The 20,893-nt window shown below is 58.7% G+C and carries 15 protein-coding genes; 11 read left to right on the top strand and 4 right to left on the bottom strand.

Going from position 1 to position 20,893, the window contains the following annotated elements; translation table 11 throughout:
* Window positions 1-102: 102 nt before the first annotated feature.
* The 6 genes from SFLMC1_RS02910 (at window position 103) to SFLMC1_RS02935 (ending at window position 6,832) form a co-directional block, all read left to right on the top strand.
* Complete coding sequence (locus tag SFLMC1_RS02910; protein WP_152074513.1) at window positions 103-591, top strand: S-ribosylhomocysteine lyase; 489 nt, start codon at window positions 103-105, stop codon at window positions 589-591.
* 198 nt (window positions 592-789) lie between these two features.
* Window positions 790-1,629 carry a PRD domain-containing protein gene (locus SFLMC1_RS02915; protein WP_152074514.1) on the top strand — a complete coding sequence of 280 codons (840 nt, stop codon included), beginning with the start codon at window positions 790-792 and terminating at the stop codon, window positions 1,627-1,629.
* Between the two features lie 68 nt (window positions 1,630-1,697).
* Window positions 1,698-3,068: a PTS transporter subunit EIIC gene (locus SFLMC1_RS02920; RefSeq protein WP_187323836.1), complete on the top strand. Its 1,371-nt coding sequence runs from the start codon at window positions 1,698-1,700 to the stop codon at window positions 3,066-3,068.
* A gap of 104 nt (window positions 3,069-3,172) precedes the next feature.
* Entirely contained in the window at window positions 3,173-4,153 is a 981-nt protein-coding gene (locus SFLMC1_RS02925) for an alpha/beta hydrolase (RefSeq protein WP_152074516.1), read from the top strand.
* A gap of 127 nt (window positions 4,154-4,280) precedes the next feature.
* Window positions 4,281-4,925 carry a DUF4867 family protein gene (locus tag SFLMC1_RS02930; RefSeq protein WP_152074517.1) on the top strand — a complete coding sequence of 215 codons (645 nt, stop codon included), beginning with the start codon at window positions 4,281-4,283 and terminating at the stop codon, window positions 4,923-4,925.
* Window positions 4,926-5,401: 476 nt separating this feature from the next.
* On the top strand, window positions 5,402-6,832 hold the full coding sequence (locus SFLMC1_RS02935) for a 6-phospho-beta-glucosidase (protein WP_152074518.1): 1,431 nt from the start codon (window positions 5,402-5,404) through the stop codon (window positions 6,830-6,832).
* A 243-nt stretch (window positions 6,833-7,075) separates the two neighbouring features.
* Here SFLMC1_RS02935 and SFLMC1_RS02940 read toward each other — a convergent pair whose 3' ends face one another.
* The 3 genes from SFLMC1_RS02940 to SFLMC1_RS02950 form a co-directional block, all read right to left on the bottom strand.
* The gene (locus SFLMC1_RS02940; protein ID WP_187323837.1) at window positions 7,076-8,341 is read right to left on the bottom strand and encodes an ATP-binding protein; all 1,266 of its coding nucleotides are present in this window, start codon (window positions 8,339-8,341) and stop codon (window positions 7,076-7,078) included.
* Between the two features lie 396 nt (window positions 8,342-8,737).
* Complete coding sequence (locus SFLMC1_RS02945) at window positions 8,738-10,249, bottom strand: nucleoside hydrolase-like domain-containing protein (RefSeq protein ID WP_152074520.1); 1,512 nt, start codon at window positions 10,247-10,249, stop codon at window positions 8,738-8,740.
* Window positions 10,250-10,515: 266 nt separating this feature from the next.
* Window positions 10,516-11,853: a prolyl oligopeptidase family serine peptidase gene (locus SFLMC1_RS02950; protein WP_152074521.1), complete on the bottom strand. Its 1,338-nt coding sequence runs from the start codon at window positions 11,851-11,853 to the stop codon at window positions 10,516-10,518.
* 489 nt (window positions 11,854-12,342) lie between these two features.
* On the opposite strand from SFLMC1_RS02950, the gene SFLMC1_RS02955 reads away from it, so the two are divergent.
* The 4 genes from SFLMC1_RS02955 (at window position 12,343) to SFLMC1_RS02970 (ending at window position 16,612) form a co-directional block, all read left to right on the top strand.
* Window positions 12,343-13,770, top strand: a complete 1,428-nt coding sequence (locus SFLMC1_RS02955) for a PTS transporter subunit EIIC (protein WP_152074522.1) — start codon at window positions 12,343-12,345, stop codon at window positions 13,768-13,770.
* Between the two features lie 209 nt (window positions 13,771-13,979).
* Window positions 13,980-15,293, top strand: coding sequence for a DUF4038 domain-containing protein (locus SFLMC1_RS02960; protein ID WP_152074523.1), 1,314 nt, complete (start codon window positions 13,980-13,982; stop codon window positions 15,291-15,293).
* A gap of 107 nt (window positions 15,294-15,400) precedes the next feature.
* Window positions 15,401-15,589: a DUF5605 domain-containing protein gene (locus tag SFLMC1_RS02965; protein ID WP_226814282.1), complete on the top strand. Its 189-nt coding sequence runs from the start codon at window positions 15,401-15,403 to the stop codon at window positions 15,587-15,589.
* A 111-nt stretch (window positions 15,590-15,700) separates the two neighbouring features.
* The gene (locus tag SFLMC1_RS02970; RefSeq protein ID WP_152074524.1) at window positions 15,701-16,612 is read left to right on the top strand and encodes an ROK family protein; all 912 of its coding nucleotides are present in this window, start codon (window positions 15,701-15,703) and stop codon (window positions 16,610-16,612) included.
* Window positions 16,613-16,752: 140 nt separating this feature from the next.
* Here SFLMC1_RS02970 and mgtA read toward each other — a convergent pair whose 3' ends face one another.
* The gene (gene mgtA, locus SFLMC1_RS02975; RefSeq protein WP_152074525.1) at window positions 16,753-19,521 is read right to left on the bottom strand and encodes a magnesium-translocating P-type ATPase; all 2,769 of its coding nucleotides are present in this window, start codon (window positions 19,519-19,521) and stop codon (window positions 16,753-16,755) included.
* Between the two features lie 437 nt (window positions 19,522-19,958).
* Between mgtA and pyrE the strand changes: the two genes are divergently transcribed.
* Window positions 19,959-20,639, top strand: a complete 681-nt coding sequence (pyrE, locus tag SFLMC1_RS02980) for an orotate phosphoribosyltransferase (RefSeq protein ID WP_152074526.1) — start codon at window positions 19,959-19,961, stop codon at window positions 20,637-20,639.
* The last annotated feature ends 254 nt before the right edge of the window (window positions 20,640-20,893 follow it).

Consider the following 20,893-nt stretch of genomic DNA (forward strand, 5'->3'; position numbering starts at 1 on the left):
TAGCTAATTTGGGACGGGGCTTTTTTGACTGGTATGATTGGTGCGACCATTCCAACCAGCTAAAAGAGCCCCGTCCCAAATTGACTACCGAGAGGATCTGCCATGGAGCGCATTTCGAGCTTTTCTGTCGATCATCTGCTGCTTGAGCCCGGCGTGTACGTGAGCCGCATCGACCGCGACCCGGCGACCGGTACCGCCGTCACCACCTTTGACCTGCGCCTGACCACGCCCAACAAAGAGCCGGTCATGAACACGGCCGAGTGCCATACCATCGAGCACCTGGGCGCGACGTTCCTTCGCAACCATGCCGAGTGGTCGAGCCGCATCGTCTACTTTGGTCCCATGGGCTGCCGCACGGGCTTTTACCTGGTCGTGTTTGGTGAGGTGACGAGCGAGGAGATCCTGCCGCTCGTGCGCGAGCTCTTTGAGTTCGTCGCCGGCTTTGAGGGCGATGTCCCCGGCGCCGCTCCCGAGGAGTGCGGTAACTACCTGGACCAGAACCTTCCCATGGCCAACTGGCTCGCGCGCCGCTACCTCGACCGCGACCTGGCCGATATCGATGAGGCTCATCTGCATTATCAGCAGGCGTAAGGCTGCCGCCAGTTTCTAAACCGTTCACACGGAGATATCGACCGTTTAACTGTTTAGAAGTGTTTATACGAGGTCAATAGCGGTGTTTCGCCTAATATAGCTTTCAGAGTGATATTCAGGCAAGGCTCCTGAAGCAGCATCTGTCGACATTGATTGTCGGATTCTGCTTCGGGAGCCTTGTTTTGTTTAGGGGGACACATGGAAATCGTTAAACGAATTAATACCAGCGCTGTCCTCTGCGTCGATGGAAATGGCAGGCAACTAGTTGCATTCGGGCGCGGCCTAGGGTTTAAGAATGTTGGCGATGAAGTGCCACTCTCGGAGATTCAGCGGACGTTTTATAACGTCAGCTCCCGCTATGTCGCTCTTGTCGATGAGGTTTCCGATGAGCTTCTCGAGCTCACCTCGGATGTTATTGATATGTCGTCAGGCTTGCTGCCCTACGAGGTGAGCCCCAATCTGCCGTTTATCCTTGCGGACCATATCGCGTATGCAATTAAGCGCAAGGAGCAAAACATCGTTGTCCACATGCCCCTGTCGTTTGATGTCCGCCAACAATATCCCGTCGAATTCAAAATCGGCGAGTATGCGCTCAGGATAATCAGAAAGCGCCTTAACGTGAGGCTTCCCGCCCATGAGGCAGTTGGAATTGCCATGGCGTTTATCAACAACATGGCCGATTCAGACTCATGTGAAGCGGCTGAAGAGCTTGGCGCGGACGTCTACGAATGTGTTCTCGAAGAATCAACCATCGCCGTTGAAAGACGACTTGGGATTCAGGTTGATCGGGAAGGCTTCGATTACGCAAGATTTGCGACCCATCTTCAGTACCTATTCAATAGGCTGAACTCAGGCGAAAGCATCGTAAGCGATAACCGCAAGATGTATCTCTCGCTCAAGGATGAATATCCAGTGGCATCAATGTGTGCCGATGATATTGCTTCTGCTCTCAGCCGGCTTACGGGCCAGGAGCTAGTAGACGAAGAAAAACTCTATCTCATGATGCATATCAATCGAATTGCATCGAAAACAAGGTAATTGGTCGGCGAAGGCGCGCGCTTTGTCGATTGTTACATATAAAACTCAACGTGGGAGAAATGGTATTTATGGCAGATACAACTAAGCTCGCTGCCGAGATTCTCGAGATGGTGGGCGGTGCAGAAAACGTTACATTTGTAGCTCACTGCATGACTCGTTTAAGGTTCAACCTTAAGGACGAAAGCATCGTAGACGATGAAAAGGTCAAGGCAATCGATGGCGTGATCGACATTCGCCATTCCGCAGGGCAATACCAGGTAATTGTGGGGCCCAAGGTCGATAAGGTTTATGAAATCGTCGTCAAAGAAGCTGGGATCGATACGGGGGATTCCGAGGCTGGCGAAGGGGAGACCAAGGGCTTTCTGGGAAAGCTGATGAAGCTCGTCAGCGGGATCATGATGCCTGTCCTTCCCGCTCTGATCGCATGCGGAATGATAAACGCCGTTCTTAGTATTCTGACGACGGCGGGTGTTGTCTCCACCGAGAGCGGAATTTACACATTGCTGTACGGCATGGGAAATGCCTGCATGTATTTCCTGCCCGTTCTTGTCGGGTCGTCTGCGGCTCAGTTCTTTGGAATCGATCGATATATCGGTGCAGTTCTCGGAGCAATTCTGATTTACCCGACGTTTGTTGCTGCGGCCGGGGCGGGCGATGCGCTGGATCTGTTCGGCATGAAGTTCACGATGGTGAGCTATGCTTCTACGGTGTTTCCTGCTATCGTGGCGGCTTGGTTTGCATCCGTCCTTTATAAGGGACTGCGCGCGGCTCTTCCCGATGCCGTGGCATTTGCGCTCGTTCCGTTCTTGACGGTTGCAATTGCCGCCCCAATCTCGCTTCTTGTGATCGGCCCTGTTATCCAGCAGGCAAGCTCCTTGCTTGCGACTGCTGTGTTGGCGGTCTACCAGTTCAGCCCCATCCTTTGCGGCATTATTCTCGGACCGATATTCGGCCTCATTATGATCCCCCTGGGACTCCACTGGGCCCTTATCGTGATTTCGATCAACAATATCATTACCGTCGGTTCCGACCCCATCCTTGGACTTCTTTGCTGCAGCATGGGCGTCGTTGGTGCATGCCTGGCGTTTGCTCTCCGCTCGAAGGACCCGAGTGAAAAGAGCCTTGGGTTCAGCTGTGCCATCACGGGCTTGTGCGGAATTACGGAACCGGCTCTGTACGGCATCATCTTGGAGCATAAGAAGATCGTTATCGCTTCCATGATTTCTGGAGCAATCAGTGCCGTTATCCCGGCGATCTTCAATACTCGCACGTTCGTTATGACATCGAGCGGTATTTTTAGCTTTCCCGGTTATATGAATCCTTCTGGCGATATGAGCAGTCTCATTGGTGCAATTCTTAGTAATGTCGTTGGTTTTATCCTCACCTTCGTTCTTGTCTACTTCATGTATCGCCCTGATGCAGACGCGTCGGCGGAATAGGCAATTATTTGGAATGTAAGCTGCTGAAAACCCCGCGGCAGATTGCATATGGTGGGCTTGCGATTGAACGGCGCGAGCCCACCTCGTTTTTGGAGTGACTAGTTATGACCATTACTGCCGATATGACGTTTGGAGAAATCGCGCTTCTCCCCGAGTTCGCTGGGTTCGGCGAGCACCTCATGCTTTGCCGCCCTTCAACTTGGGAACGCATGTGGAATAAGCCCATCGCGGCCCATTTGAATTCCGATACCAATCCGTATGAAGTTGCTCGCGTTCTGCGCGGGTTGAATCGGATCGTTGAGCTCGTGGATGACGGGCAGCAGTTTGCCTACGATATTTGGGATGAAGCCGACTGCATCCGTGACCCGACTCGACGCAATACGAAACTGTTTTTCTTTCCTGGGAGACCGGGGGCGCCGTTCATCATTGCGATTTCGGGCGGGGGCTATCAAAGCGTTTGTCACCAAATGGAGGGTTTTCCCGTCGCTCCCGAGCTCAACGATGCAGGATATAACGTGTTTGTTTTGTCATACAGGGTGAGGGTTGAGCCCCTGATGCCGCGTCCGATCGACGATCTGAATCGAGCCGTCTGTTTCGTCCTCGAGAACTCAGCGAGATTCGATGTAGCTAAAAGCTACGCGGTTATCGGGTTTTCCGCCGGCGCACATTTGACCGCCGAGTGGGGAACGGATAACAAAGGGTTCGCGGCTTACGGATGCGAGCCGCCCAAAGCTTTGGTTCTATGCTACGCACCGATTGATCTTCATGAGTCCGAAGACGCATCAGACCATAGGTTCCTTGATTCGGTATGCGGTGAGGCCGAACGCGATGCGATTGATGATTTCTGTATTGATCAACATGTGTGGGAGCAGTACCCGCCGACATATCTTTGGCAATGCGCTGATGACGATGTCGTATCGCCCAGCAATCTCGGAAAGATGGTAGCTGCTCTGGATGCGGTCGGGGTGCACCATGAGGAAGTTATGTATCCAGAAGGAGGGCACGCATTGATGAAGCCCCATGCGCCGGAAACCGACTGCTGGTGTTTGAGCGCAATTGAGTTCCTTAGGGAGTACCTCGGCTAAGAGGGGACTATATGTCGCCCATTCAAGCAGACGATTCCGCTACACATTGTTTGCGATATTGATCGAGGCTGTAGACGAGTGATGTTCTAGAATGTTCGTATAGTCACATTTACGAACAGGAGTGAACATGCATATCTACTCTGTCAACGATCCCGAGTTCAAATCCTATGGCAACGTTTGGGATAACGTTCCGTCCGAGCTCACGTCGCCCGTACTCGAGGCGCTCTCTGCCACGCCCATCCCCGAGGGCAGTAAGTATGTCGCGAGTGCGCCGGAGCTCGAGGGCGTCAAGGATGCCGACAAATTGGGCTTTCTCATGTTCGGCGGCCGCCCCTTCCAGCTCGGCTGGTGCAACGGCCACAACACACGCCTCAACTGCCTGGAGTATCACCGCGCCAGCGAGTTCAACCTGGGTGCCCGCGACTTTATCCTGCTGCTGGCCAAGCGTGAGCAGATCGTCGACGGCAAGCTCGACACCACTCAGGTCAAGGCCTTCCGCGCACCCGCCGGCACGCTCATCGAGGTCTATGCCACGACGCTCCACTACACGCCGTGCATGGTCGACGACGGCGGCTTCCAGGTGATGGTTGCGCTGCCCGCCGGCACCAACGGCCCGCGTCCCGAGGCCGCAGCCGACATGCCCGCCGCCGGTGACAGCTACTGCTACTGGAAGGCCGACAAGTGGGTCCTCTGCCACGCCGATAGCCCCAAGGCAGCTGAGGGCGGTTACGTAGGCCTCGCCGGTAAAAACCTCGACATCACCGTGGACTAGCGCTTCGTCCAAAACCACCACAAAGGGGACAGACACCTTTGTGGTGGTTTTCCTATACAGAACACCTGTACGACTCCTTTCCTTTCTTTCCTATTTTTTCCTTTTTTTCCTATTGAGGCGCGGTTCGATTTCCGTTTGTCTCGTTCTGTAACATCTAGCAGGTAAAATCGTCTCTACCTGTTACAGATCGAGACAAACTGCAGGGGCGGTCCGAAAAATCTTGATCTGTAACAATAAGCCCGGTTTTGACGGCCTAACTGTTACAGATCGAGACAAACCGACCAAAACCACCGCAAAGGGGACAGGCGCCTTTGTGGTGGTTTGGCATGCGGCGGGTATCAGAAAGTGTCAGGCGCGGGCGGTTGCTGGGCGTCTGCATGCGAAAAGAAGTGTCGACCTGCGTTGTTGCCGTTGAGCGGCGTCCCGTTTGCGGGGATACTGAAGCCACGACAAGCAGCGTATGAAAGGATCGATGCATGGCTTTCCGTAATGACTTCCTGTGGGGCGGCGCGACGGCTGCCAACCAGTGCGAGGGCGCCTACAACGTGGACGGCCGCGGCCTGGCCAACGTGGATGTGGCTCCGCACGGCTCCGAGCGCTACGCGGTGGTCTCCGGCCAGCGCAAGATGCTCGACTTTGAGGACGGCTACTACTATCCCGCGCAGACCGGCATCGATTTTTACCATCACTACAAGGAGGACATCGCCCTCTTTGCCGAGATGGGCTTTAAGGTCTTCCGCATGAGCCTGGCCTGGACCCGCATCTTCCCCAACGGCGACGAGACCGAGCCCAACGAGGCCGGCTTGGCCTTCTACGAGGACGTGTTCCGCGAGTGCCAGAAGCACGGCATCGAGCCGCTCGTGACCATCACGCACTTCGACTGCCCGATCCACCTGATCAAGGAGTACGGCGGCTGGCGCAACCGCAAGCTCATCGATTTTTACAAGAACCTCGCCACGGTGCTCTTTACCCGCTACAAGGGCCTGGTGAAGTACTGGCTTACCTTTAACGAGATCAACATGATCCTGCACCTGCCGTTTATGGGTGCCGGCCTGGTCTTTGAGGAGGGCGAGAACAAGGAGGCCGTCGAGTACCTGGCCGCCCACAACGAGCTCGTCGCCAGCGCCTGGGCAACCAAGATCGCCCACGAGATCGACCCCGAGGTCAAGATCGGTTGCATGCTTGCCGCAGGTAGCTACTACCCCTACAGCTGCCGTCCGGGCGATGTGCGCCAGGCGCAGATTGACAACCAGAGCAACTATTTCTTCGTCGACGTCCAGAGCCGCGGCTACTACCCGGCCTATGCCGTCAAGAAGCTCGAGCGTCTGGGCATTGATGTGGGCATGACCGACGAGGACCGCGAGATCCTGGCCGCCAACACCGTCGACTTCATCAGCTTTAGCTACTACTCCACCCGTTGCTCCGCCGGTGCCGATAACCCCGATGTCGAGCGCGCCCAGGGCAACGCCTTCGCCGGTGCCAAGAATCCCTACCTGCAGCAGAGCCAGTGGGGCTGGGCCATCGACCCGTTGGGCTTCCGTATCACCCTCAACGACCTGTACGACCGCTATCAGAAGCCGCTGTTCGTGGTCGAGAACGGTCTGGGCGCCAAGGACGTTGTCGAGGAGGACGGCTCCATCAACGACGACTACCGTATCGACTACCTGCGCCAGCACATCGCCGCGATGCGCGATGCGGTGACCGAGGACGGCGTCGACCTGCTGGGCTACACCACCTGGGGCCCGATCGACCTGGTCTCGGCCGGCACGGGCGAGATGTCCAAGCGCTACGGCTTCATCTACGTGGACCGCGACGACGCCGGCAACGGCACCCTCAAGCGCTCCAAGAAGAAGAGCTTCGACTGGTACAAGAAGGTCATCGCCACCAACGGCGAAGACCTGGCCTAAGGGCACTGAGGCACTCAACCTTGGGGCTCCAACCCTCCTCGCGTACCTAAGGTACGCTTCGTCGGGCTTGTCGCTCCCAATCTCGAGCACCTCAGGCCCTTAGGAGGCGGACCTGACCGCCGTGTTTCGGAAGTCCTGCTTTATAACGTCCTAACCAAGACACCCGGCGAGCAGTTAATTCCCGCCGGGTGTTTCGTTAAAAGAAGTGAAAGAAAGCAAAAGAAGTTAAAACTTGCAATTGCACTACGGCGCGAGAACATCCAGCGGAACAACTTGGACGCCGCGGTCAGTGACATAGGCTTGTGAGCCAAATCCAATGATTGCGACTTTCGAAACTGGCGGGTTGTTTCCGGCGGCGACCATACGCTTCTCGACAGCAACGAGACTGTCAGACGCCTCTTCGATTTGAGCAGAGCTGAGTTTAACTTCGATCGGAATCCACGTTCCACCGGGAGCCGCAATGACTGCATCGACCTCTAGATCGCGAGAATCGTGATAGTGATAGAGACCCATTCCATTTGCTTGCGTATAAACCCACAAATCATGAAGGGCCAACGATTCAAAAAGCAGTCCAAGCGTCTTGAAGTCCAGCAGTAATGTCTCCGGAGTCGCCCCGAGCGCAGCGGCCGCTAGTGACGGGTCAGCGAGATGATGCTTCTTCGATTCTCTTAGGTGCACTGGAGATCTCATTGCAGGGTTCCATGCGGGAATATCGCGAACGAAATTAACCCGAGCGAGAAGAGATATGTATGATGACGCCGTTTGTCTCGACACCTCTCCACCAAGATCGGCTACGAGCGTTTTGAGTGTCGCCAAAGTGGATTCATTGCGCGCAAGCGATTCAATGACAGCTTTGACCTTTTCAGGGTCGCGGCGAGAGCCGTCGACACGGGACAAATCTTCTTCGGCAACTATGTCGATGTATCGTTTAGCCATCGCGGACGCAGCCCGCGCATCGTGTCCGACCGCCGCAGGCCATCCACCACGAACAACGCACTCGGCAATCGAGGCAGAATCCAGCGACCCAAAAGCGCCATTGAACTTTTTGCCAGAAATAATGCCCGATAGCTTAACTGCACCGCTGGATTTCCCAAGTTCGAAAAGCGTCATGGTATCCATGCACAGTTTGGCGAACCTTCCAGCGCCACTGTGCATCGGACGTTTGTCGTCTCGCGGCGTTGCCGACCCCGTAAATATGAACTGGCCAGGCTCACCGCCACGGTTGTCACATTCAAACCGTGCCGCGTCCCAAAGTTTCGGAACCTCCTGCCACTCGTCAATTAGCCGTGGCACTTCGCCGGAAACGGCAAGAGCTGGGTCAGTCTCGGCGCGTAAGCGATTCTCGAAGTTGCGGGACGGGTCCATGAGAAGGAGCCTGGACGCCGCACGGGTCTCGGCTGTGGTCGTCTTCCCGCACCATTTCGGTCCTTCGATGAGAACGGCACCGAATATGCCCAGCAGCTGGTCGAGCTCATTTTCGATAATTCTAGTGTAGTACTTCTTTGGCATAATTATCACCATTGATTACCAGCGCGTTTAACTAAATTTACCGTTTTCATTTAACCATATTTTGCTTTTTTGATTAACCAGATTTACGCATTTCAGTTAACGAAACAGATTAAACATCTACTGTCTGAGTTGGCACTTGGGGACGTTCTTAAACGACTGGTCGCAGGTATTTTTCTCCTCTGGGAGCAGTTCAGCGCAAGGGGCGTCGCCTGGATATTCCGACGGCGCCCCATTCTGCACTTGGACGTTCTTGTTTGACTAGTCATTTAAGAACGTCCCCAATGAGTGTCCGCAGAATGAGAGTGTAGGCACTCATTGGGGACGTACTTAAATGAGTGGCAGTTGGGGACACTCCTTGTCGAATGTGGCGGCTGTCGAATGTGGACGCCGTCCTTGCTATGCCACGGTCACGGCGACCTGGGCGTAGCGGGTGCAGGGGCGTTCGGCGCGCGTCTGGACGGTGAGGGTGAGCACGAAGCGGTCGCCGGGTCGTGCGTCGGCGGGCACGATGAAAGCGGCGTCCATCGCGCATTCATGCCACGGCGACAGATCCTGGACGCCTGCATAGCTCGACGGGTCCACGGCGACATCCCAATGCGCATCGAAGCCTCTGCCGTCGGGGTCGACGATGGTCGCTGAAAGGGCGACACGCTCACCGGCTGAAGCACTGCGGTCGGTCGTAACCTCGACAATATGTGCTGGATGTGAGCAGGTGGCCGGATCATGGGCGCACCATTGTGCGCGGGCGGCAAAGTCCTCCTGATACGCTCGCAGGTAGGGATTGGGATTGTCATCTGCGGGCGTGCCGATGGCGGCAAAACCGGCGGGTGCGGCCGCATCGGGATGCCCATCAAGAAACATACGGCCGAGTAGCGTGTCGAAGTCGCGGTCGTCAATACCGCGCAGGCCAAACGGCAGCAGCGGAATATAGGTCATGCTGTCGCCTTCGGCCATAAAATCGCCGCGCTCAAACTGCATCGCGGGCACGCCTTCTAGGCCCCAATCCAGACGGGCATGCTTGCCAAACTGAAAGCGCTCGGGCTCGTTTTCGTAGACCTTGCCGTCGCCATAGAGCATATAGCGTGCCATAAGGGGGCCGTTGCCCTGCGTGAGATTCTGCTCGGGCCAGGGAGCCTTAAACAGCGGCAGCGTATCGGGCTGAGCCATCTTGGCGTCGAAATAGTTTCCATACATATAGGGCGTACGCCAAAAGATGAGCTTGGGAAAGAGCTCACGCCCATGGTCGAGCCACGAGTTGTCCTGTCCCACGCCATTGGCAACGCCACTCACGCGCACCTTCTGATAGACCCGCTGCTGCACGGCAGGCCATTCGGGCGTGGCGCGATAACGTTCGGCAATACTCATGAGGGCACGAACGATGGTGTTCATGCCACCCCAGCTGAGCAGCCACAGCGTGCGAGGGTCGTCATCCATGATGGCGTCGGCGATGACGCGCGACCCTTCAGTCTCCTCAGTCACGTCACCCTCAAAAGCAACATTTCCCACAAACGTACGCTCGATCATCTGCGCGGGTGTGGGAAACGGCGGCTCGTCGGCAGCGTCCGCATTCGCCTGCAACTGCGGCCAAGCCTGGGCATATTCATTGCTCCAGAGACTCTCAATCCAATGCTCGGGAAACGGACGATACTCACGAAGCTCCCCAGCCAGTGGATCGGGCTCATGAGGCACAACATCCCAGGTATAAGAGCGACGCCCCTTAGTCCGCCAATGCGGATTTACCTCGCCCAGCGTATGAACCCCATCGCCAAGAAAGTGATACTGCGAAGCCGTATACACCACAGCCTCAACATCAAGCAAGTTAAGATACAGAGCCAAATGAACAAGCGAGTTCATATCGTCGACTTCCATATCGGTAGTAACAATCGCCCGAGTCAAATTCTGAGACATAAGCAAAGCTCCAACCAAAATAATTTCAGCCAGTTACGCGCAAGGCAAGACGGGGCCCACGCCCCCATCGCCACCGACCCAGCGTGCTGCCGGAAGCGCTCGTCCAGCGTTTCGAACAACGTTAACTTAGGGGGTCCTGACCTTTAGTTTTGTAAACATTCCGCAGCGCGGGCCCCGCTTATCCGATGCTCCGAAGGAGCAGGATAAGCGGGGCTCATGCGCGAGGACGTTTACAAAACTAAAGGTCAGGACCCCCGATGGGATGGTTACCTCGAAACTCTGGCCGACCACTCCCAGCAGCCCACCGGCTCGCCGTCGATGAGTACGTTGCCCCCGTCGAAGTCTTGATAACACAGGTCGTTGAATTGGTGGATCCACACGCCGTGGTTGAACGTCTTCTTGGGCGAGCCGTCGGCTTCGCGATACACGCCGGTCAGGTCTTCGACATGGCTAAAGTAGGTGAGGTGCACGTTGGCGCCGGCATCGCGCAGACGCGCCGTGAGCGGCAGCACGGTCTGTTGCGGCGGCACGAGCTCGTCGCCCTTGGAGTGCGTAAACCACAGCGGCGTCTTGGCGAGCGCGGCTACGTCCTCGTCCGTGGCGTTGTACCACGGGGCGCAGCAGGGAAGGCCCGCGGCGAAGAAATCGGGGTAGTCGGCGCACAGGCGCAGGGTCATAAAGCCGCCGTTGGAAAGGCCGGCGACCACGATGCGGTCGGTGTCGATGCGGTCGGCATGCTCGGCGACAAACTCGTCGATAAGCGCTTTGAGCACGGGGGAGTAGATGCTCTGGTTGGAGTGACCAAGCTGCTCGACGCCGTTGTCCATCCAAAACGTGGGCGACTGCGGCACGAGCACCCAGGCAAAGCCGCCAAAGTAGCGCTGAATCTGCGCCTGGCTAATGGCCGTCACGCGATTGCCGATATAGGCACGCGTGGCGCCTTCGCCTTGCGTGGTGCCCTTGCCCTCGCCGGCGCCGTGCAGATACACCACGAGCGGCGCCTTTTGGGGCACGGCCGTGGCCTCGGGCGCAAAGGGGTTGAAGCATGCCGAGTCCTCGGCCTTAAAGCTGGGCTCAAAGAAGCCGTATTCGAGCGCGATGCCGTCGACGGCGGTCTTTTGCGTGGCGTTGCTCCAGCCTTTGAGCGCGGGGCAGATATCGCCACGGCAGGTGTCGAAGACCAGGCCGCAGGTGGGATCGTCGCCGTCGTTGCCAGGAAGAGCTGTGAGCTGCGTGATACGCAGCTGGTCATCGAGCATGTGCGAGCCCATGACGCTGCCTTCGATGGTCTTGGTCAGGCGCTGCTCGGCGACCTCGAGCGCCACATGGGTGCCCACGGCGAGCTTACGGCCGTCCTCGTTGCACGGATAAGCGGTGAGGACGTTGACATAGCCCACAGAGGGCGCGGCATGATCTGCGCCGCGCTCCTTGCACATCAGGACCTCGCCCGTGCGCTCGTGACGCTCTACATATATATGGAAGGTGTTTGCGTCGATGTCGTTGGCGTGTACGGTGCAGGGCAGGTCGAGTACGACCTTGCTGATCCAGGGGCCAAAGTCGCCCAAGGTGGTGACGGTTGCGTACGTACACGATTTGAGTTCCATGAGCTGCCTCCCTTGCGCGGTGAATGCCTAACATTCGCGGCAATACAATCTAAACATGTTTAGTGTAATCCAGAATTACAGAATAGCCAGATGAACTCGACAAAAAGTCATAGTAAGCAGGTGATGAACTACTAAACATATGTTTACTACCTTCTAGCAGGGGTTTTGTTGTTGAGTTGATAGGTTATGGAGGTGTTCATTAAAGCAAAAGCCCACGTAGACAGCTATATATCAATACAGAAGCAAGGGGACGATTTGCTGCTGTTCAGTTACGTTCACCCCCGATTTCCTACCGTTCACCGGACTGTAGACGGCAAATTTGCCATAAATTTGGTGCTCCGTGTAAACTAAAGCACGTAAACGTTCAGTAAACACTTTGTTTACAAAAGCGTATCCAAGGGTCTGGCAACCGTAAGGGGTTATAGTCGCCGGGCCAAAGGCGTGCCTAAGCCCAAGGGGCTGGCACACGAAGATATGGGGAGGGGTCCCATGGCAGTAGATAACAAGCAGATTGCCACCGATGTCCTCGAGCTCGTGGGCGGCGCGGAGAATGTTTCCGTTGCCACCAACTGCATGACGCGCCTGCGTCTGACGCTCAAGGATAACAACAAGGCCGACGTGGAGAAGATCAAGAAGGTCAAGGGCGTTCTGGGTTGCCAGTTCGCCGGTAGCCAGCTCCAGGTCATCATTGGCCAGAACGTGCCCAAGGTGCTCGCCGAGTTCGTCGCCATCTCCGGCGTCAAGCAGGGTGAGGCCGTCAACGAGAACCTCGATGCTCCCAAGGAGAAGTTCGAGCTCAAGAACCTGCCCAATATCATCCTCGACTATCTGTCCGGCTCCATGACCCAGCTGATCCCGCTGCTCATGGCTGGCGGTCTGTTCCGCACCATCGCCGCGGTCCTCGGCCCCACCATGCTCGGCGTTCTCTCCGATACCGATCCGACCTACACGTTCCTCTACACCACCCTGTACGAGGCCACGTTTACCTTTATCCCCATCTACCTGGGCTATGCCGCTGCTAAGAAGCTCGGCGCCTCTCCGGTTCTGGGCATGCTCCTCGGCGGCGCTCTCATGGCCCCGTCCGTCGTGAGTGTCGCGACTCAGGAGGGTGGCGGAATCATCTCCGTCTACGGCATCCAGATCGCCGCTGCCAACTACCAGCAGTCCGTCCTGCCGATCATCCTTTCGGTGCCTGTCCTCTACTTCGTCGAGAAGTTCTTTAAGAAGGTCATGCCCGACGTGCTCTCCACGGTCTTCACGCCGTTTTGCACCATGATCGTCACCATCCCCATCGCCTTCATAGTCCTCGCCCCCATCGGCAACGAGATCGGCAACCTCATCGCCAACGCCCTCTTTGGTCTTGCTGACCTTGGCGGTATCGGTATCCTGATCGTTATGGCCATCCTCGGCGCCTTCTGGCAGCTCTTCGTGGTCTGCGGCATGCACATGCCCGTCATCCTGCTCGCTCAGGTTCAGATCATCGCCGCCGGCTACGATCCCTTCGTCTTCGTTTCCACCAACTGCGCTATGGCCGCTGTCTGGGGTTGCGCCTTCGGTGCCTTCCTCAAGATGAAGAACCCCGACGAGAAGGGTCTTGCCCTGGGTTACGTCATCTCCGCTATCGCCGGTGGCGTCACCGAGCCCGCGCTCTTCGGTATCCTCATGCGCTTCCGTCGCACCATGCTCGGCATGTTCATCGGCGGTGCCATCGGCGCTGTGTTCTCCGGCCTCATGGGTGTTACCTACTACCTGGCCGGCGGCGCCTCCAACTTCCTGGTCTTCACCAACTACCTGCAGGGTGGCCAGATGAACACCGTCTGGGCTATCGTCGGCATGGCAATCTCCTTTGTCATCGCCGCTGCCGTCGTCTACGTGGCCGGCTTCTCCAAGGAGGAGCTCGCCGAGATGGAGGCCTAAGGCCAAGCCATTCGGTCGCATAAGACCTCACCTACACGACAGGGCCCCGTCAGGCGTAAGCCCGGCGGGGCCCTTCTTGCAAGGTAGACTAATGGAGGCGGGTGAGATTCGCCCGCGAGGGTTTGCCAAGCGGCGGGGGCTTTCGCGCGGGGTTACCGCGAAAGCCCCCGGCGGTTCGCAAATCCTTTATCAAACGAAAGGACATGCAGATGAGTTTGGGAAAGCTGACCGTCAACGGTCGCCAGGACGGCTTTTTGTGCGAGGGCAAGCCGTTCTTTTGGTTTGCCGATACGTGCTGGAGCGCATTTACGAGCATTGCCGAGGACGACTGGGACTACTACCTGACCCGCCGTGCCGAGCAGGGCATGAACATGCTGCAGATCAACACGCTGCCGCAGTGGGATCGCTGCTGCCCCGACCTGGGCATTTGGCCCTATGCCAGCGAGGATGGCGTGCACTTTGATTGGTCCCGTCCCAACCAGGAGTACTGGGACCGTGCCGCTGTCATGTGCCGCGCTGCCGTCGAGCACGGCATTCGTCCGGCACTCGTGCTTATGTGGTGCAACTACGTGCCCGGCACCTGGGGCGCCAAGATTGCCGAGCATTGCGGTGCCGAGGTTATGCCGCACGAGGAGGTTCGCGCCCACGTTGCCCGCGTCGTCGAGAACTTGGGCGAGTTCGACCCCGTCTACGTGGTGGCGGGCGATACCGACTTTACCAGCGATGAGGCGATTGCCTACTACGAGGACGCCCTCGACGAAGTCGTCAAACGCGCGCCCGAGGCCCTGCGCACCATGCATATCAACCGCGGCAATCGCACCATTCCGGCACAGTACCTGGACCGTCTGGACTTTTACATGTTCCAGCCCGGCCACAACTACGAGGGCCAGCCCGAGGCCTGGCGCCTGCCGCGGGACTTTACCGCCAACTATCCCAAAAAGCCGATGGTCAACTCCGAGCCCTGCTACGAGCAGATGGGTGCGTCGCGCAACGTGTACTGGCGCTTTACCGCGCAGGATTGCCGCGCGAGCGTATGGTCGAGCATTCTTGCCGGTGCCAGTGCCGGCGTGACCTACGGCGCACACGGCGTTTGGAACTGGCAGACGTCGCGCAGCCAAGGCTCGGTGCTGGGCGAGGGCTTCGACATGCCGTTCCGCTGGCAAGAGTGCCTGCAGTTTGCAGGTGTTTGGGACTTTGGCCTGATCGAACACGTGCTTGCCGGCCTGGGCGCTACGGCTGCCGACGACGCGCTTGCCGTGGTTCCGGCGCAGGAGCTCCTCGATGACGCGCACGAGGCCATCCGTGTGGCACGCGTTGGCGATCGCGTCGTCACGTACCTGCCGCGCACCACGGCGCTCAAGTTTAAGCTCGACGGCGCGCGCGGCTGGACGGCGACGGTCCTCGACATGGAGGACAAGCGCATCGCCAAGCTGCCCGTCCGCGACAACGGCGACGGCACCGTGCGCGTGGCCCAGCATCCCTTTGAGCACGACGCTCTGGTGATCCTGGCCCCCGGGCGCTAACGGCTCTTCTCCAACATTTACAACCCAGTCCCTTTCATTAGGCTGCGACGGAATGGTTCCTGTATGACGGCTTTAAGCTGCCAAGGGGAGCCATTCTGCCGCACTCATTGGGGACGTACTTAAATGAGTGGTCTCGTGAGTTTGAGGGCGCGGCGGGTGCTCGTTACAAGGTGGGTGCCGTGGACACATGGGACATGACGGAGGAGGAGCTTCCCGGAACCTTTGAGGGCAAGTTCCGCATCGACCTCCCTAATAAACAATATATGCTGCTTCGTCTGACCAAAGTGGAGGCGTAAAACAGAGAGATAATCGGCTCCGGGCGCGATTTGCGCATGACCTTCATAAGGGCAGCCCCTGTGGTGGTCGCGGCGATGCACGTCCGGGGCTATGGCGCGTGAGGAGCGAATATGCAGGAGTTCTTTGGAATCGATGTGGGCGGTACGGCCGTTAAATGGGCTGTGCTGGGCGAGGATTTTTCCATCCGCGAGCGCGGAAGCCTGCCGACGGGCTTTACCACGGCTGATGAGACGGTCGCGGCGCTGATCTCGCTCGTCGAGCCGTACCGTGAGCGCGTGAGCGCCGTTGGCGTGAGCGCACCCGGCGGTATCTACGAGGGAGACGTCACGGGAACGATCCATCGCGGCGGTGCGCTCACGTTTATGGACGGTTGCCCGCTGGGAAAGCTCATGCGCGAGGCGCTGGGGGTGCCGGTCGCCGTCAATAACGACGGTAAGTGCTGTGCGCTCGGTGAGTATGCGGCTGGTGCCCTGCGCGGGACGCGTTTTGGCGTGGTGCTCGCTATCGGCACGGGCATCGGCGGCGGTATCGTCATTGACGGCAAGGTCCTGCGCGGCGCGCACTGCTTTGCAGGCGAGTTCAGCTTCTTGCGCAACGATGTCACGACTGCCGCGAACATGGGAAACTCCTTTGCCGATTCGGGCGGTTGGCGTGCGCTCCGCGATGCTGCCGTTGCCGAGAAGGGCCTGCCTGCGGGTTCTCCGGCAGACGGCCGCCGCGTCTTTGAGTGGATCGCGGATGGCGACAAGGCGGCGCAGCGCGCGCTCGACCGCTACGCTCGCGCCTTTGACGGACAGCTCATCAACCTGCAGGCCGTGCTCGACCCCGAGGTCTTTGTGATCGCAGGCGGCATTTCGTGCCATCCCGAGCTCGTCGATGCCCTGCGTGCGCAGATGCCGCTGGCCCTCGCGAGTTACGAAGGGGCCCTTGCCGGCATTCCTGTGCCGCAGATAAAGGCGGCCGAGCTCGGCAACGACGCCAACCTTTACGGTGCTGTCCAGGAGGCCATGCGCCTGGTGTAGCGTGAGCCAAACGAGGCTGTCAAAAAAGATAAAGGCCGGCGCGAACCGCCCCCCATTTCCTTAACACGGGAAATGGGGGCGGTTTAATTTGAAGCGGGACTTTTTGACCGCCTGATGGGTCGCGCGTCGCAGCTCGGGCGTCACAGCAGCTCGCCGTGGCGGGCAATGTAGCGGCGCTTTGCCAGCTGGGTGAGCGCGATGTAGGCGGTGACGATGCCGATGAGCAGCGCGAAGAAGCTCGCCGGCAGCGTCGTAAGGCCGAGCGCATCGGCGATGGGGCTTGCCGGCAGCCAAGTGACGAGCGCCAGGCCCAGTACGGTGAGAACGCACAGGGCGGGCGCGGCGTGGTCGCGCAGGCTCGGCAGACGCGGGGAGCGCAGCATGTGGATCACGAGTGTCTGCGACCACATGGACTCGACAAACCAGCCGCTCTGGAAGATTGCGGCGAAGGTCGTCATACCCGCGACGTTGCCCGCGGCGGCAAGCTCGGACCAGCTTGCGCCCACGGCGGCGGGGCACACCACAAAGAAGAGCGCGGCGAAGGTCACGATGTCAAACAGTGAGCTCACGGGGCCCAGTTCGAGCATAAAGCCCTTAATGGACGCGGCGTCCCAGGCGCGCGGACGGGCAGTCCAGGCGTCATCGACGGTGTCCCACGGCAGCGCGATACACACGATCTCGTAGACGAGCGACAGCAGCACCAGCTGCAGGGCGCTCATGGGCAAAAACGGCAAGAACAGGCTCGCGACGGTCACAGACAGCACGTTGCCAAAGTTGGAGCTCACCGTGGTCTTGAGGTACTTGAGCAGGTTGCCGTAGGTGCGGCGGCCTTCGATGATGCCGCGCTCGAGCACGCCCAGGTCCTTCTGGAGCAAGATGATATCGGCGGATTCCTTGGCGATGTCGACGGCCGAATCGACCGAGATGCCGCAGTCGCTCGCGCGCATGGCAGCGGCGTCGTTGATGCCATCGCCCATAAAGCCCACGGTGTGGCCGAGCAGCTCGCGCATGACGCGCACCAGGCGCGCCTTCTGCAGCGGCGAGAGCTTGGCGAACAGATGGGTTTTCTCGGCGCGCTCGGCAAGCTCGGCGTCATCGAGCGCATCGATCTCGGAGCCCAGCAAGACATTGCTCGCGTCGATACCGATCTGCTCGCAGACGGTGGCGGCGACGCGATCGTTGTCGCCGGTCAGGACCTTGACCGCCACGCCCTTGGCCTCGAGGGTGGCGATGGCGCCCGCGGCACTCGCCTTGGGTGGATCGAGGAAGGCCAAAAAGCCCATCAACACCATGTCGCATTCGTCGGCAATGCCAAACTCGCCCACGCAGCGCGGATTGGTTTTCTGCGCCACGGCAATCACGCGCAGGCCCTCGGCATTGAGCCCAGCGACCTGCTGGCGAATCTGGGCGAGCTTATCTTCGGTGAGCGGCTGGGCGGCCCCATCGACCTCGACAAAGGAGCAGATCTCGAGCATTTCCTCGGCAGCTCCCTTGGTGACCATCTGGGTTTTGCCTTGGGCATCGGCGACAACTACGCTCAGGCGACGGCGCGAGAAATCGAAGGGAACCTCGTCGACCTTGGTATAGCGGTCGCGCAGGCTCTGGCCCAGCATGGAATCGGGCACGACGGTCGAGGGCGTCACGTCGGCACGGTCGATAACGGCCAGGTCGATAAGGTTTTTGAGGCCGGTCTGGAAGAAGCTGTTCAAAAACGCATGACGTAGCACGCGTGCGTCCTCGTTGCCGTCGGTGTTGAGGTAGCGCTCGAGCACGATGCGGTCTTCGGTGAGGGTGCCGGTCTTGTCGCAGCACAGGACGTCCATCGCGCCGAGGTTTTGGATTGCCGGCAGCTCCTTGACGATAACCTGACGACGGGCGAGGTCCTTGGCGCCCTGTGACAGGCTCGTGGTCACGATGACGGGAAGCATCTGCGGCGTGATGCCCACGGCCACGCTCGTGGCGAACAGCAGTGCGTCGATGACGTTGCCCTTGGTGGCGGCGTTGATGGCAAAGACGGCCGGAGCCATAACGAGCATGAGACGTACGAGCAACATGGAGACGCTCGAGACGCCGCGGTCAAACGCACTCTTTTCGCCGCGCCCGTTGAGCATCTTGGCGATTCCGCCCAGGTAGGTGTCCGAGCCTGTGGCAACGACAAGCGCCATGGCGGTGCCGTTTTGCACGGAGGTGCCGGTAAAGACGATGTTCTTGCAGGCAGAGAGTGGCAGTGCGGAGCCGTCGGCACCCTCGATGACAGTGACGGCAGCGGTCTTTTCGACGGCCTCGCTCTCGCCGGTGAGTGCGGACTCGATCACAAACAGGTCGCGCGCGGTGATGATGCGGGCATCGGCCGGCACCATATCGCCGGCAGAGAGGCGGATCACATCGCCGGGGACGAGCTCGTCGAAGGAGATCTCGAGGCGCTTGCCGTCGCGCAGGGCGGTGCAAGTGTTGGAGACCAGGTCCTTAAGGGCCTCGGTCGCATTGCCGCTGCGGGCTTCCTGGATAAACTTCATGCCGCCCGATACCAGCAGCATGATGCCGATAACGATGACCGTGGAGGGGTCGCGCTGCGGCTCGGGCACGGCGAGTACGTCGATGTAGAGCGAGACCAGTGCGAGCGCGGCGAGGATGCCGGCGAAGGGATCGACGAACGCGTCGGCGATGCGGCGGGCGAGTGTCTTGGTCGGCGCCTCGATGGTGTTGGGGCCGGAGGCGTCCAGGCGCTCGGTTGCCTGCTCGGCGGTGAGGCCGTTTGCCGTGGCGTCAAGCAGTACGAGAGCGTCCTCGGCGCTATGGGTGGCGGCGAATATGGTGTTCTTGGACAGGCCGGTGTGAGCGGCAGGGCGCGCCGTGCGGCGGCGCTTGGAGATGGCTTCGAGAACCGTGGCGGTTTTGAGCATCAGCATAGGGTCCTCCTTGTTGAAGGGAGTTAGCGTACGTGTCGTATGTGCTTCAGAAAACCTAGATGTCGCTCACGTCAAGCTCTTGAGCCCACAAAGGGTGCAGTGCGCCTTTGTGGTGGTTTTGGCGATCTGCCGGTGGCGTTTATGCGTGTGCGGAGTCCTCGCGGCGTGCCGAGGGCGACATGCAGGTTTTTCGACTAGGACTGCCTTCCATGGCACACCTCCCTAAGGCCGGGCGCAGCGCGCTTTGGGTATCTCGTACCCCTTTTTAATCCGCCCGTATTCTTGATGAGAAGATTTGCCGTGTCAACCCCATTGTTCGGAAAACCATTCCCCCTGACAAAGCCTTTACAGAATGACGTGGCCTCAAAGCGCGCCCGCGTCGACGCTTCGCCTGCGCTAAACTGGAGGGCACGTACGCGATTACGAGAGGAGCCCGCATGGAGGCTTACAAGCAAGAGTTCATCAAGTTCATGGTCGAGTCCGACGTTCTTAAGTTCGGCAGCTTTACGCTCAAGAGCGGCCGTCAGTCCCCGTTTTTTATGAACGCCGGCGCTTACGTGACGGGCTATCAGCTCAAGAAGCTGGGCGAGTATTACGCCCAGGCCATCCACGATAACTTTGGCGACGACTTTGATGTGCTGTTTGGACCGGCCTACAAGGGTATTCCGCTGGCCGTCGTGACCGCCATTGCCTACCACGAGCTGTATGGCAAGGAGGTCAAGTACTGCTGCGACCGTAAGGAGGCCAAGGACCACGGCGCCGACAAGGGCAACCTGCTGGGCTATGAGCCCCAGGATGGCGACCGCGTGATTATGGTCGAGGACGTCACCACCAGCGGCAAGTCCATCGACGAGACCTATCCCAAGGTCAAGGCTGCTGCCGATGTCGAGATCAAGGGCCTCATCGTGTCTCTCAACCGCATGGAGGTCGGCAAGGGCGGCGTGACCACCGCTCAGAAAGAGATCGAGGCCAAGTACGGTTTCCCCGTCGCGAGCATCGTCTCCATGGCCGAGGTCGTCGAGACTCTCTACAACCACGAGATCGACGGCAAGGTCGTCATCGATGACGAGCTCAAGGCCGCCATCGACGCCTACTACGAGCAGTATGGAGCTCGTTAGTTACGCGGGTTTACCAACCCGCGTAACTAGTTGACGCTGCAAGCCCGCCAGGGCGGCAATCTGCCTTTCAACTTCGGCGGCATGACCAGAAGGTCAATGCCGCCTCGTTTCAAGGCACCTTGCTCGCTCTGGCGGGCTTTCGCTGCCGTTGCCAAAACATCGGCACTCCCGTTGCTGGCAAGGGGTGGCACTTGGGGACGTTCCTTTTCTGCCGGCAGTTTGGTGTAGTCATTGGGGACGTTCTTGTTTGACTA

The organism is Collinsella aerofaciens (assembly GCF_901212495.1).
Taxonomy (GTDB): Bacteria; Actinomycetota; Coriobacteriia; order Coriobacteriales; family Coriobacteriaceae; genus Collinsella; species Collinsella aerofaciens_H.

Bases quoted from the DNA above. Each gene is read 5' to 3' on its own strand.
- SFLMC1_RS02910 (WP_152074513.1), top strand. From the start codon at position 103: ATGGAGCGCATTTCGAGCTTTTCTGTCGATCATCTGCTGCTTGAGCCC.
- SFLMC1_RS02915 (WP_152074514.1), top strand. From the start codon at position 790: ATGGAAATCGTTAAACGAATTAATACCAGCGCTGTCCTCTGCGTCGAT.
- SFLMC1_RS02920 (WP_187323836.1), top strand. From the start codon at position 1,698: ATGGCAGATACAACTAAGCTCGCTGCCGAGATTCTCGAGATGGTGGGC.
- SFLMC1_RS02925 (WP_152074516.1), top strand. From the start codon at position 3,173: ATGACCATTACTGCCGATATGACGTTTGGAGAAATCGCGCTTCTCCCC.
- SFLMC1_RS02930 (WP_152074517.1), top strand. From the start codon at position 4,281: ATGCATATCTACTCTGTCAACGATCCCGAGTTCAAATCCTATGGCAAC.
- SFLMC1_RS02935 (WP_152074518.1), top strand. From the start codon at position 5,402: ATGGCTTTCCGTAATGACTTCCTGTGGGGCGGCGCGACGGCTGCCAAC.
- SFLMC1_RS02940 (WP_187323837.1), bottom strand. From the start codon at position 8,341: ATGCCAAAGAAGTACTACACTAGAATTATCGAAAATGAGCTCGACCAG.
- SFLMC1_RS02945 (WP_152074520.1), bottom strand. From the start codon at position 10,249: ATGTCTCAGAATTTGACTCGGGCGATTGTTACTACCGATATGGAAGTC.
- SFLMC1_RS02950 (WP_152074521.1), bottom strand. From the start codon at position 11,853: ATGGAACTCAAATCGTGTACGTACGCAACCGTCACCACCTTGGGCGAC.
- SFLMC1_RS02955 (WP_152074522.1), top strand. From the start codon at position 12,343: ATGGCAGTAGATAACAAGCAGATTGCCACCGATGTCCTCGAGCTCGTG.
- SFLMC1_RS02960 (WP_152074523.1), top strand. From the start codon at position 13,980: ATGAGTTTGGGAAAGCTGACCGTCAACGGTCGCCAGGACGGCTTTTTG.
- SFLMC1_RS02970 (WP_152074524.1), top strand. From the start codon at position 15,701: ATGCAGGAGTTCTTTGGAATCGATGTGGGCGGTACGGCCGTTAAATGG.
- mgtA (WP_152074525.1), bottom strand. From the start codon at position 19,521: ATGCTGATGCTCAAAACCGCCACGGTTCTCGAAGCCATCTCCAAGCGC.
- pyrE (WP_152074526.1), top strand. From the start codon at position 19,959: ATGGAGGCTTACAAGCAAGAGTTCATCAAGTTCATGGTCGAGTCCGAC.